Genomic DNA, 13,604 nt, shown 5'->3' with positions numbered 1-13,604 from the left:
TTTTAATCCGAATGGAAATATTATTACATCATGCCTGGCATTCCACCGCCACCTCCCATTGGAGGCATTGCAGGGGCATCTTCCTTAATATCGGTCAATGCACACTCTGTGGTCAAAATCATACCTGAAACAGATGCTGCGTTTTCCAAGGCAATACGGGTTACTTTTTTAGGATCAATGATTCCTGTTTTGAGCATATCCACATATTGGTCGGACTTGGCATCATAACCGAAGTCTTTTTTGCCTTCAAGTACTTTGGCGATAACCACGGAACCTTCACCACCAGCATTCTCTACGATGGTACGCAAAGGGGCTTCAATGGCTTTGGCCACGATTTGTACACCTGTGGTTTCATCCAAAGATTCGGTCGCCAATTTTTCAAGGACCTTTTTGGCTCTTACCAAGGCAACACCACCACCGGCAACAATACCTTCTTCTACAGCGGCACGGGTTGCGTGCAAGGCATCATCCACACGGTCTTTCTTTTCTTTCATTTCTACTTCGGAGGCTGCACCTACATATAATACGGCAACACCACCGGCCAATTTGGCCAAACGCTCCTGAAGTTTTTCCTTGTCGTAATCAGATGTCGTAGTCTCGATTTGAGCTTTGATCTGGTTTACCCTGGCTTTGATGTCATCTGCATTTCCGCTACCGTTTACAATTGTAGTATTGTCTTTGTCAATGGTTACAGTTTCAGCAGTACCCAACATATCCAAAGAGGCGTTTTCCAAAGAGAATCCTCTTTCTTCAGAGATTACGGTACCACCGGTTAGGATAGCGATGTCTTCCAACATAGCTTTTCTTCTGTCACCAAAACCTGGGGCCTTTACAGCAGCAATTTTAAGCCCACCTCTCAATTTGTTTACTACCAAAGTAGCTAGGGCTTGCCCTTCTACGTCTTCAGCGATGATCAAAAGTGGTCTTCCAGATTGTGCTACGGGCTCTAGGATAGGAAGGATTTCCTGTAGGTTGGAGATTTTCTTGTCAAAAAGAAGAATGTAAGGATTCTCCAAATCGGCGATCATCTTGTCCGTATCGGTTACGAAGTAGGGAGAAAGGTATCCTCTGTCAAACTGCATACCTTCTACAACATCAACATAAGTGTCGGTACCTTTTGCTTCTTCAACGGTGATTACACCTTCGTTTCCAACTTTGGCGAACGCTTTGGCGATAAGGTCACCGATAGCTTGATCGTTATTTGCGGAAATAGAAGCAACTTGCTTGATCTTGTCGGAATCGTTGCCCACTTTTTTGGCTTGTTTTTCCAAGTCGGCCACCAAAGCTTCGACAGCTTTGTCGATTCCGCGTTTTAAATCCATGGGATTTGCTCCAGCGGCGACGTTTTTAAGGCCTTCTTTTACAATGGCCTGTGCCAATACGGTTGCGGTAGTGGTACCATCACCCGCTTGGTCGTTGGTTTTGGAAGCAACTTCCTTCACCATTTGTGCGCCCATATCCTCCAGAGCGTCTTCCAATTCAATTTCTTTTGCGACGGATACACCATCTTTGGTTACTTGTGGTGCTCCAAAGGACTTGCTGATGATTACGTTTCTACCTTTTGGCCCCAAGGTTACCTTAACGGCCTCGGCCAATTTGTCAACGCCTCGTTTCAGTCCGTCACGTGCATCTATATCAAATTTAATATCTTTTGCCATTTTATACTCTTATTTTGTCATTCCTGCGGAGGCAGGAATCTTTTGGTTATACTTTTAAGTCTTTTATGGATTCCCGCTGTTGCGGGAATGACATATGGGTTACACTATTGCCAAAATATCGCTTTCGCGCATCATCAAATAATCGGTACCATCAAATTTAAGTTCGGTACCGGCATATTTTCCATAAAGAACGGTGTCGCCTACTTTAACGGTCACTTTTTCGTCCTTGGTTCCAGGTCCAACGGCCACAACAGTTCCTTTTTGTGGTTTTTCTTTAGCGTTGTCCGGGATGATGATACCGGAGGCAGTTTTTGTCTCGGCCTGTAGAGGCTCGATCAAAACCCTGTCTGCCAATGGTTTGATATTTACTTTAGCCATATTTTAATTATTTAGGTGTTTGTTTTAAAAATTCTTGAACGTAAAGGACAGAAATTGTGCCAATGCTCAAAAACTGACATTCTGGAAAACAAAAATGCCAGCTTGTCATTTCAAGCTGGCATTTTTCTATGCTTTGTCACTTTTTGTTATCCAATAGTGTCTACTGGACTTGTTGTGTCGGCAGGTGGAAGTTGTTCGGGTACTTCCTCTGGAACCGTTTCTGGTATTTCCGTATCGTCGCCTTGGAGTAGTTTGGAATCTGCTTGGCTATAGTTTCCTTTTAGGGAAACGTTGGAAAGCAATATCAAAACAATCAAAAGGGTGGCAAGGGTCCAAGTACTTTTATCTAAAAAGTCCCCGGTCTTTTTTACACCACCAACAACTTGGTTGCCACTTCCTCCAAAGGATGAGGACAATCCTCCTCCTTTAGGGTTTTGGACCATAATGACCAAGACCAACAAAAGGCACACGATAATTATCAGTACCAAAAAAATTGCAAACGTGCTCATTTCTTATCTTTTTCTTGTTGCAGTTTCTTCACTGCCTGAATTTGATCTGCAAAGAAACCACTTTTTTCTGGATATTTCAAACTCAATATTTTAAACGCTTGAATAGCTTTTTTATACTTTTTTTGCTCTAAGTAAACCTTGGCCAAGGTCTCTGTCATCAACTCGTTTTGGTTGATTTTGGTAGATTCTTTTATTTTGACTTTGGGGTTGGATTCCTTTGGAACAATCTTGGGGTTGTTCTCGATAAACTTGTCCAAGAGTTCAAATTTCTTTTTACGCTCCAGCTCGTCCATCACATTTTCTTCCTGATGGTCTACATTGTTCTCCTTTTCTTCTGATGGTTCTTCAGAGGTTGAGGTCAATTGGAGCCATTCGGTAAAGGAGTGCTTCTCCTTTTTGGTGAACGGGATGGGTTTGCCCAAATTTAAATCGGTGTCCGGTTCCTTTATGGTTTCCTCAACTTTTTCAGCTTGCTTTTCAGGAGTTTTTGATTTGAAAAGTTCTGGATTCAGAATTTGTTCTGCATCGGTTAAATTTTGGGGCAGGGCAGGCTCGTTGGATTCCGATAGCATACTCGCCGCATTTGGATTGGGCCGTATTTCTTCCGAAACGGCTTCTTGGTCCTCAAGTTTGGAACCCCTCCCGGTAATGGCATCTGCAATATTGTTTTGGATAAATTCTTTGGAGGTGATATAATCAAAAAGCACATCCCTGTCAGAAGTATGGGCGGCCGTTACCTTAAGGGCATTGTTGTACTTGTAGCTGTCCAGATTTTTGAGGCCTTTTAAGTGCAGCGCGCGTGCTGCCTGAAAATAGGGGTATTCCTCAATGATACCTTCCAATTCCCTTGTTTGTTTGGGAGATAGGATGGCATTCGAGTTTTGAAGAATGTGTATAAAATCTGAAACGTTCATATACTATTACCAATTCCCCAAGGATGCATTAAAAATATCCTGGGTAAGTCGTTCAAAAATTTCTTCGTGCGCAGCAGCTTGTATGGATGGCAACGGAGCTGCTGCATCAAAATCGTAAAAGAAAGAAAACCTTTTTTCAAAATCAGCATCTTCCTTTGTAGTGTTGTAAAACCGGACATTTACGCTCATGGTAAGCCGGTTTTGGGCAGTCCGCTGATCGGATGTGGCTGTCATGGGCACCACTTTGTACTCCACAATTTCGCCTTCGTACAACAAATCACCATTACTTCCGGTAAGGGACAAGCTGGTAAGGTTGTTGATCATGTCCTGCAGTGCCAAGGTGAAATCACGCCCTAATCCGGGTACAATGACCGAACCGGGTGTTTGATCCGCATAATTCTGAAAAAAGTTCACTTGGAAACTCTCAGCGGTCCCGATGTCTGCTCCAGAAAAGTTATATGCCCCACAGCTCTGTAGGAAGAAAACCAATCCCAACAGTCCGGCCTTTAGTCCATTTTTTTTCATTGTTCCCATTAAAATTTTTAAGTGCAAATTAAAGATCGTACTGTTTTATTTTTCTGTAGAGTGTCCTTTCGGAAATTCCAAGTTCCGCAGCAGCGGCCTTTCTTTTCCCCTTGTTACGCTCCAACGATTTTTTGATCAGCTCGATTTCCTTTTCTTGTAAAGATAGGGTTTCTTCCTCTTCGATCTCTTCAGCAAAATGATAACGGTCTTCTGGGGGTTGATGTGTTGTGGTCGATGCTGATGCTTCAACAACAGGTTCAGGAAGATGTAACAATCCCGCCGTGGGTTTCTCCTCGTGTTCTACATCCTCTTCTTCCTGGTTTCCATAGATTTTTCGAATCAAGCCTTCGTTTTCGCGCTGAACTTTATTGGAATCATTATCCTTAAGAAGCTCCAAGGTTAATTTTTTGAGGTCGTTCAAATCACCCTTCATGTCAAAAAGAACCTTGTACAGGATTTCGCGTTCGTTGCTGAAATCCCCTTCTTTTTTGGCTTGGGCTACTACGGCAGGTAAATTGGAACTGCTTGCATTGGGCAAATAGCCGCTTAGTGTAGCTGCTGAAATATTTCGGTTTTCTTCCAGGACGGAAACCTGCTCTGCAATGTTTCGTAATTGACGGATATTGCCGGGCCAGCGGTATTTCAAAAGAAGCTCCACGGCATCGTCCTCCAATCGGATGGTGGGCATTTTATATTTTTGTCCAAAGTCCGAAGCAAATTTTCTGAACAGCAGGTGAATATCGTCCCGTCTATCGCGAAGCGGGGGCAGATTTATTTCAACCGTACTTAATCTATAATAAAGGTCTTCCCTGAATTTTTCCTTTTTAATGGCCTCGAACATATTAATATTGGTGGCCGCTACGATACGAACATCGGTTTTTTGCACTTGGGAGGACCCTACTTTTAGGAACTCGCCATTTTCCAGTACACGTAGCAATCGAACCTGAGTCGTCAACGGAAGTTCACCTACTTCGTCCAAGAAGATGGTGCCTTTATCGGCCACTTCAAAATAACCGCTACGGGTTTGGGTGGCACCGGTAAAAGCCCCTTTTTCGTGACCAAACAATTCACTGTCTATAGTTCCTTCGGGAATGGCACCGCAGTTTACCGCAATGTATTTGGCATGCTTGCGGTGGGACAGGGAATGGATGATTTTTGGAATGGATTCCTTTCCCACCCCACTCTCACCGGTCACCAAAACCGAAATATCGGTAGGCGCGACTTGTATGGCTTTTTCTATGGCCCGATTGAGTTTTATATCGTTTCCGATAATCTCGAACCGTTGTTTTATGGATTGTACACTTTCCATATGCTGCTATTCCTGCGAAAACAGGAATCTTATTTTTTTTGATTCCGCACAGATACTGAGCGTAGTCGAAGCACAAAGCGGAATGACAAATTGGTTATTAATTGTTTTCTGAATATCCTACTGCCTCACCAATAAGGGTAGCCGAGGTACATTCGTGGATTTTTACGTTCACAAAATCGCCCACTTTGTAATTTTCCTTTGGAAAAACCACAACGGTATTCTGGGAATTTCGTCCCATCCAATGTGCATCCGATTTTTTGGAAGTTCCCTCGATAAGAACTTCTTCGGTTTTGCCCAGATGTTGTTGGGTACGATAGTGGCTGTGTTTTTGCTGCAGTTCAATGATTTCCTGCAAACGCATTTTCTTGGTAGCTTCAGGAATGTCGTCTTCCATTTTGCGTTCGGCCAAGGTTCCAGGTCTTTCGGAATAAGCGAACATAAAACCAAAATCGTACTTCACGTATTCCATCAGGCTTAAGGTATCTTGATGGTCTTCCTCGGTTTCTGATGGGAAGCCCGTGATCATATCCTGACTGATGGCGCAATCGGGTATAATTTTTCTGATGTTGTCGATAAGCTCAAAATATTCCTCACGGGTATGAAGCCGGTTCATCGCCTTTAAAATGCGGTTGCTTCCACTCTGCACGGGTAAGTGAATGTACTTGCAGATATTTTCGTGCTTGGCCATCGCCTCGATAACATCCAAGGTCATATCCTGAGGGTTGGATGTTGAAAAACGGATACGCATTTTGGGCTGTGCCTGCGCCACGAGCTCCAACAATCCTGCAAAGTTTACGGATGTGGCTTTTTGTATGTCCGAAGCCTTGTCGAAATCCTTTTTTAATCCACCGCCGTACCAAAGGTAACTGTCCACATTTTGGCCCAAAAGCGTGATTTCCTTGAATCCTCTTTCCCAAAGATCGTTCACTTCTTCCAAAATGGATTGTGGGTCGCGGCTACGTTCTCTTCCACGAGTAAAGGGAACCACACAGAAAGTACACATGTTGTCGCAACCTCGGGTAATGGAAACAAAGGCGGAGACTCCGTTGGTGTTCAATCGAACAGGTGCCACATCGCCATAGGTTTCTTCTTTGGAAAGGATAACGTTTACGGCATTTCTACCTTCATCAATTTCTTGGATAAGGTTGGGCAGGTCTTTGTAAGCATCGGGGCCTACCACCATATCCACAATTTTCTCCTCTTCCAGGAACTTACTTTTCAATCGTTCGGCCATACAGCCCAATACCCCAACCTTCATGTTGGGTTTGGTTCTTTTTACGGCATTGAACTTCTCCAGTCGCTTGCGAACGGTTTGTTCGGCCTTTTCGCGAATGGAGCAGGTGTTTACCAATACCAAATCGGCATCATCCAAGTTTTGGGTGGTGTTGAAACCTTCCTTGGCCAATATGGACGCCACAATCTCGCTATCGGAAAAGTTCATCTGGCAACCGTAGCTTTCTATATAGAGCTTTCGACCGTTGCTTTCGTTGTTTTCCAGCGACAAGGTGCTCCCTTGTTGGCTTTCATCTATTACTTTTTCCACGCTTTTTTCCTCGATCATAAATGTTTCAATGGGATGCAAAGATAATGCTTATTACAGTTTAGTGACAATTTGGCAGTAATTTTTAAGAAGATATTGCGGAATCGCCTGTTAGTGTTACCTTCAAACTAAAAAAATAACCAATTTTTTTTAAAATGAATTTTACCAACCTATCCGAAAGAATAAAGCAGAGCGCACCAGTAGAATTTGGGTCCGTGTTCAACAACTCTTTTGAATTGTTCAAAAAGGTGTGGCTACAGGGGTCTCTTACCTTATTATTGACTTTTGTTAGCATAATTCCTTTTTATTTGCTGATTTACCTCCCAATGATAGCCATGGGGGTCAGCGATCCCAATGCTTTCGACCAACAGGAAATGCCACCAGCATTTGCCGTGCTAATGACTTTTGTAATGCCCATATCTATGATTGGTGGAATGACCGTTGCTGTTTGTTTGAACGCTGCTTTTTTAAGGATTTGCAGAAAATATGATTTAAAGGAGCAGGGGAGGGACGATTATTTTTATTACTTCAAAAAAGAATATTTGTCAAAGGCATTGATTCTTTCTTTGATAATGGTCGGGCTATCGCTGCTGGGTTTATTGGTCTGCGGATTGGGTATTATCTATTTAATGGTGCCCATGTCTTTGTTCCCCGCATTTTTTTCTTTTGATAAAGAACTTACCGCCATGGAAATTGTAAAAGCCGGGTTTGCCCTTGGAAATAAAAACTGGTTGATGATATTTCTTTTGATACTTGTGGCCGGAATGGTTGCTCAACTTGGAGTAATATTGTGTTTGGTCGGGGTTTTATTTACCGCAATGTTCAGTAAAATACCCATCTACTTTATTTATAAAGAGGCCGTGGGAATTTCCATGGATGTGTAAATGACCATAAACAAAAAGCGCCCTCTAAAAAAAGGGCGCTTTCACTTGCTGCCCGGCATTACATTTTTATTGGGTGGAAATCAATTTAATTTGATTCTCTTCCACTTTCCGATTGATTAAGGTGGCTTGTTTTTCCACCAGCATATTTAAGTCGTTGATTTCCTTGTCGAGTTCCTTGGTCACCTCCACAAAAAACTCTTGGGCCTGTTGTGTTGGCTTTTGGTCGCCCCGTTGCGAGTCCACCATCAAAAATGCCAATCTGTTATTTATTCGGATACCATAATTTAATGGATCTTGCCTACTCTGATTTTTGGTCATGTGAATGTTGTTCTCGATTATAGAAAGCTCCGTTTCAAAATCCTTGGCCATTTTCAGGATTTCCGCATTTTCCTTGGTTTTCTCCTTTAAATAGGCCAGATCTCTCTTAATGCTTCTAATATTGATGATGGCATTGTTGGCACGGCTGACCTGTTCGCGGACCTTCATTAAAAAGTCGAATTGATCTTGAAAATCTTTTTGGCTGAGCGATACTCTTGGGTCTTTTACAATATTGAACATCTGCTCCATGGAATTTCCATTGACCGTGAGCCTTGCCTTGTAGTTGCCAGGAACCGCTTTTGGACCAATATTGGGTGAGGAATAGAATACCATTCCTTCGAATTCCTTATACCCAGGGTATCTCATGTTCCAGATAAATCGGTTTCCGCCTTCAGCAACTTCCAATTTTTGAGTTGATGTGGGATCCAATCCATCAGGTTTGGCATGGTTGGAAAAGGCTTGAATGACAGCGCCATCAGTTTCTAAAATTTCCAAGGTCACCGTATCGGTTTCCTTCAAGCTTTTTAAATAATAGTTGATAATGGCTCCATCGGGATGATTTTCCCCTACTAATTTGGTGTTGGGCTCTTGCCAAGATCGGTCCTGATGCATTCTGTAAGCCATATCGGGTTTGTACAGATAAAAATCACTCTCTGCAACTTCTTTGGTAAGCTGGTGGAGTGGTGTTAAATCATCAATTATCCAAAAACCCCTTCCGTGGGTGGCAGCGATCAAATCATTGTCTCTAACATGTAGGTCCCGTATTGCAGTGATAGGTAAATTTAACTGGAAGGGTGTCCAGTTTTCCCCATCATCAAAAGAAACATACATGCCCCATTCGGTACCCGCATACAATAATCCTTTCCTTACTTTATCGGCACGAATGGCACGGGTATAGTAATTATCCTTAATGCCGTCCGTAATCAATGTCCATGTTTGGCCATAATCATTTGTTTTGTACAGATAAGGGGTGTAGTCCCCAAATTTGTAGGACGAAGCGGCGACATATACGGTTCCAGGATCAAACGGACTTGCATCAATACAGTTGATCATGTTCAATTTAGGCGACATGGACTCTGGTGGGGTCACATTTTCCCAAGTAACTCCGTTGTCGCGAGTCACATGAATCAATCCATCATCACTACCGGTCCAGATCACCCCTTTTTCCAAAATGGATTCCGTAATCACAAAAATGTTGGAATAAAATTCTGCACCCGTGTTGTCCTGCGTAATGGGTCCTCCTGAAGATTCAATGGTCTCGGGTATACCTCTGGCCAATTCAGGTGAGATGGTTTTCCATGATTGCCCCCCATCCGTAGTGGCATGCAAATAGTTGGAACCTGCATAGAGTACGTTAGGGTCGTGTCGGCTAAAAGTCAAAGGATAGTTCCAGTTGAAACGGTACTTCATTACTTCCGCGCCAGAACCAGCGGGATTGTCGGGCCATATGTTGGTGGAAATGGTCTGTCCCGTGGTATGGTCCAAACGGTTCATGTATCCTTTATAAGTTCCCCCATAAACCAATTGGTTGTTCTTGGGGTCGGGTGCCAAGTGGGCGCTCTCGCCTCCGGCCGTTGGTTCCCAGTCATCCTCTGTGATGCTTGAGCCCGAGGAGCGATGGAAAACTCGCAAGGCAGTATTGTCCTGCTGCGCTCCATATATTCTGTAAGGAAAAATGCTATCCGTCGCAATGCGGTAGAACTGCATGGTCGGCTGGTTATAATAAGTGGTCCAGTTGTTTCCACCATCATTGGAAATTTGTGCGCCTCCGTCATCGGCAATGATCATTCTTTGATTGTTGTTTGGGTCGATCCATAGATCATGGTGATCACTATGCCCGGCGGTTTTGAGTGTAAAGGTGTTTCCTCCATCTGTGGAAACCCCATAGCTCACGTTCATTACCCAAACTTTGTCAATGTTCTGGGTGTCGGCATAAATTCTACTGTAATACCAAGCTCTTTGTCTAAGTCCTCTGTTTTCATTGACTTTTTTCCAATTTGCCCCTGCATCATCGGAACGGAAAACACCACCATCTTCAGCCTCAATAATGGCCCATATCCTGTCAGAATCCAACGGGGAAACTGTTATCCCTACAATTCCCCATGGAAAACCGGGCAATCCTGAATGTTCCGAAATATCCTTCCAAGTATCGCCCCCATCGGTGCTTTTAAACATTTTGCTATCTGGACCACCACTGTCCATGCGATAACCGTTTCGTTTCATCTGCCAAGTGGCGGCATAGAGGATTCTACTGTTGTTCGGGTCCATAATCAGGTCCCCTGCACCCGCTTTATCACTTATGTATAGAATTTTTTCCCAATTTTCTCCTCCGTCCATAGAACGGAATACACCCCGGGTTTCATTGGGTTTCCACAAGTTTCCAATGGCGGCTACGTAAACAATGTCCGGGTTTTTGGGATGAACTCGGATTCGGGAAATATGTTCGGAATCTTTCAGGCCTATAAATTCCCAAGTTTCACCGGCATCCATACTTTTCCAAAGTCCTTTGCCCGAGGAAACATTTCCTCTTAGGGTCTGCTCGCCTTCGCCTACATATATAATGTTAGGGTCGGATTCGGAAACGGTGACGGCCCCGATGGAACCACCAAAATAGCCATCGGAAATACATTCCCAAGAATTGCCCGCATCAGTAGTTCTCCAAACACCCCCACCTGCGGTGCCCATATAATATAGGTTAGGGTCGTTGGCCACACCTGAAACGGTTCCGGCCCTTCCTCCCCGGTGTGGGCCCACCATTCTCCATTTCATTCCATCGTAAAGGGATTCCTTGTATAGGGGAGCGTTGTTCTTGTTCTTTTTTCGTTGAGCGTTCGAGGGACAAAAACACAGTACGGCAAGTACCATGATCAAGTAGCGGTTGGTCATTTTTAGTTGAGTTATGAGTTAGTCTTCATAAAAATAACAAATATTTCACCCTGAGTTGTAATGGATCAGCTATTAATGTGGGTTTTTGAATTTGCTTGATGATTTTTTTTGGTTCTGAAGACTAAAACCTATCCTGTAAATGCTGAAGTTTAAATTTTAATATACTTTTGTTGTCACAAAACCAAGTGCATGCCAAAAAATTTAGTTATTGTAGAGTCCCCCGCTAAAGCTAAGACCATTGAACGGTTCCTAGGAAAAGAATTTCAAGTAGAGTCTAGTTTTGGGCACATTGCCGACCTTCCCTCAAAAGAGCTCGGTGTAGATGTGGAGAACGATTTTAAGCCAAAATACACTGTAGACAAGGAGAAAAAAGCTTTGGTAAAAAAGCTTAAGGATTTGGCTAAAAAAGCAGAAACTATTTGGCTGGCAAGTGATGAGGACCGCGAAGGGGAGGCCATATCTTGGCACTTGGCAGAAGAGTTGGGTTTGGACAAGAACAAGACCAAGCGAATTGTATTTAACTCCATCACAAAATCGGCCATTCAAAAAGCGATTGAAAATCCAAGGGATATCAATTATAACTTGGTAAATGCACAGCAAGCACGTAGGGTGTTGGATCGATTGGTGGGTTACGAACTATCGCCGGTACTTTGGAAAAAAATAAAACCGGGACTTTCCGCAGGTAGGGTTCAATCTGTTGCGGTACGCTTGATCGTGGAGCGTGAACGTGAGATCGAGGGGTTTACGCCCGAAGCATCGTTTAGGATAAAGGCGGAATTCAAAACCAATGAGGGGAATACATTTGCAGCCAAGCTGAACAAAACATTCCCGACCAAAGAGGCGGCCGAATCATTTTTGAAAGAGAATATTGGTGCGGATTTTTCGGTTTCCGATTTGGCCCAAAAACCGGCCAAAAAATCACCGGCGGCGCCATTTACCACATCTACCTTACAGCAGGAAGCATCGCGAAAACTCTATTTTTCGGTGAGCCGCACCATGCAGGTGGCCCAGCGCCTATACGAGGCAGGTCTCATTACTTATATGAGAACAGATAGTGTTAATCTTTCGAACGAAGCATTGTCCGCCGCCAAAAGTGCCATATTGGACAACTATGGCGAAAAGTATAGTCAAACCAGAAACTTTACGGGCAAATCCAAAGGTGCACAAGAGGCTCACGAGGCCATTCGCCCAACCGATATGAAATTGCAGTCGCCCCAATTGGAGCGCGACCAGGCCAAATTATACGAACTTATCTGGAAACGTACCCTAGCCTCGCAAATGAGCGATGCCCAGTTGGAGCGCACCAATGTAAAAATAAAGGCAAGCACCCACAACGAGGAATTCTCAGCAAACGGAGAAGTGGTGAAGTTTGATGGATTCCTTAAAGTATACTTGGAAGGAACCGATGATGAGGATGGGGAGGAACAAGAAGGTATGTTACCGGCCATGGCTGTGGGGGAGCCGCTTCAAAATGTATTTATTTCGGCCACAGAAAGATTCTCAAGACCGCCTTATCGTTATTCAGAAGCTTCTTTGGTGAAGAAGTTGGAAGAATTGGGCATTGGCCGACCATCTACCTACGCACCTACCATATCCACCATTCAAAATAGGGGATATGTGGAAAAAGGTACCGTTGAAGGTTCCGAGCGCAAGTATACACAGTTGGTATTAGAGGGTGGAAAAGTGTCCGATAGCCAGCTAAGCGAAATGGTAGGCTCTGAAAAGGGGAAGATTGTTCCGACCGATATCGGGATGATAGTAAACGATTTTTTGGTGACCCACTTTACCCAAATTCTGGATTACAATTTTACGGCCCAGGTAGAAGAGGATTTTGATGAAATCGCATCTGGTGATGAAGATTGGCAGGAAATGATGAAGAACTTCTACAAGGATTTCCACCCGAATGTGTTGAAGGTTGAGGAAAATGCCGAACGTGCCAGTGGAGAACGTGTGTTGGGAACAGATCCAAAATCTGGCAGACAGGTTTCCGTAAGATTGGGACGTTTTGGTCCCATGGTACAAATTGGAACGGTCGACGATGAGGAAAAACCACAATTTGCAAGTTTGTTGCCAGACCAGTCTATCGGCACCATCACTTTTGAAGAAGCCATGACGCTTTTTGAGCTTCCAAGAAAATTGGGAGTGTACGAAGGTGAGGAAGTAGAGGCGAATGTAGGCCGCTATGGCCCTTATGTACGGTTTGGGAAAAAATTCATTTCACTCGCCAAAGGCGAAAGTGCTTTTGATGTGGATATGGACCGTGCCATAGAACTGATCAAGGAAAAACAAAAGGCCGATGCACCGATTGCCACGTATGAAGGAAAGGAAGTTACCAAAGGTAAAGGTAGGTTTGGTCCTTTTATCAAATGGGACGGTATGTTCATCAATGTGAACAAAAAATATGACTTTGATAATCTTTCCGAAGGCGATATTGCTGAATTGATCGAGGCCAAAAAGAAAAAGGAAGCCGAAAAACTGGTTCAAGAATGGCCCGAAGAAAAAATCAGGATAGAAAAAGCCCGTTGGGGAAGACATAATATTATAAAAGGTAAGGTGAAAGTTGAAATTTCCAAAGATGTGGACGCCACAAAAGTAACTTTGGAAGAAGCACAAGCCCTATTGGAAAAAAAATCACCAAAGAAAAAAGCCAAGTCAAAAGCAAAAGCTAAGAATAAAAAATAGT

At 43.6% G+C, this 13,604-nt stretch carries 10 protein-coding genes; 2 read left to right on the top strand and 8 right to left on the bottom strand.

The genetic code is table 11. From position 1 onward, the window contains the following. Positions 1-23 precede the first annotated feature (23 nt). From groL to miaB, 7 genes are all read right to left on the bottom strand, one after another. Entirely contained in the window at positions 24-1,658 is a 1,635-nt protein-coding gene (gene groL / locus AC13CC_RS10425) for a chaperonin GroEL (RefSeq protein WP_482876724.1), read from the bottom strand. A 99-nt stretch (positions 1,659-1,757) separates the two neighbouring features. Continuing rightward, complete coding sequence (locus AC13CC_RS10420; protein ID WP_014032184.1) at positions 1,758-2,036, bottom strand: co-chaperone GroES; 279 nt, start codon at positions 2,034-2,036, stop codon at positions 1,758-1,760. Between the two features lie 146 nt (positions 2,037-2,182). Then, positions 2,183-2,545, bottom strand: coding sequence for a preprotein translocase subunit SecG (gene secG / locus AC13CC_RS10415; RefSeq protein WP_014032183.1), 363 nt, complete (start codon positions 2,543-2,545; stop codon positions 2,183-2,185). Further along, positions 2,542-3,459: a hypothetical protein gene (locus tag AC13CC_RS10410; protein ID WP_482876722.1), complete on the bottom strand. Its 918-nt coding sequence runs from the start codon at positions 3,457-3,459 to the stop codon at positions 2,542-2,544. Before AC13CC_RS10410 ends, secG begins: the two co-directional genes overlap by 4 nt. A gap of 6 nt (positions 3,460-3,465) precedes the next feature. Further along, the gene (locus AC13CC_RS10405) at positions 3,466-3,993 is read right to left on the bottom strand and encodes an LptE family protein (protein WP_326277665.1); all 528 of its coding nucleotides are present in this window, start codon (positions 3,991-3,993) and stop codon (positions 3,466-3,468) included. Between the two features lie 19 nt (positions 3,994-4,012). Continuing rightward, on the bottom strand, positions 4,013-5,293 hold the full coding sequence (locus AC13CC_RS10400; RefSeq protein ID WP_482876721.1) for a sigma-54 interaction domain-containing protein: 1,281 nt from the start codon (positions 5,291-5,293) through the stop codon (positions 4,013-4,015). Positions 5,294-5,390: 97 nt separating this feature from the next. After that, the gene (gene miaB, locus AC13CC_RS10395) at positions 5,391-6,836 is read right to left on the bottom strand and encodes a tRNA (N6-isopentenyl adenosine(37)-C2)-methylthiotransferase MiaB (RefSeq protein WP_326277724.1); all 1,446 of its coding nucleotides are present in this window, start codon (positions 6,834-6,836) and stop codon (positions 5,391-5,393) included. Positions 6,837-6,988: 152 nt separating this feature from the next. Here miaB and AC13CC_RS10390 point away from each other — a divergent pair, with 152 nt between their 5' ends. Beyond that, the gene (locus AC13CC_RS10390; RefSeq protein ID WP_482876720.1) at positions 6,989-7,717 is read left to right on the top strand and encodes a hypothetical protein; all 729 of its coding nucleotides are present in this window, start codon (positions 6,989-6,991) and stop codon (positions 7,715-7,717) included. 66 nt (positions 7,718-7,783) lie between these two features. On the opposite strand, the gene AC13CC_RS10385 is transcribed toward AC13CC_RS10390, so the two are convergent. Further along, positions 7,784-10,921, bottom strand: coding sequence for a VPS10 domain-containing protein (locus tag AC13CC_RS10385; protein WP_482876719.1), 3,138 nt, complete (start codon positions 10,919-10,921; stop codon positions 7,784-7,786). A gap of 189 nt (positions 10,922-11,110) precedes the next feature. Between AC13CC_RS10385 and topA the strand changes: the two genes are divergently transcribed. After that, on the top strand, positions 11,111-13,603 hold the full coding sequence (gene topA, locus AC13CC_RS10380) for a type I DNA topoisomerase (protein ID WP_482876718.1): 2,493 nt from the start codon (positions 11,111-11,113) through the stop codon (positions 13,601-13,603). Position 13,604 lies beyond the last annotated feature (1 nt).

Source organism: Flagellimonas sp. L-11 (assembly GCF_056857735.1).
The sequence above is the reverse complement of the archived record's forward strand: the minus strand, read 5'-3'. Positions and strand labels throughout refer to the sequence as shown.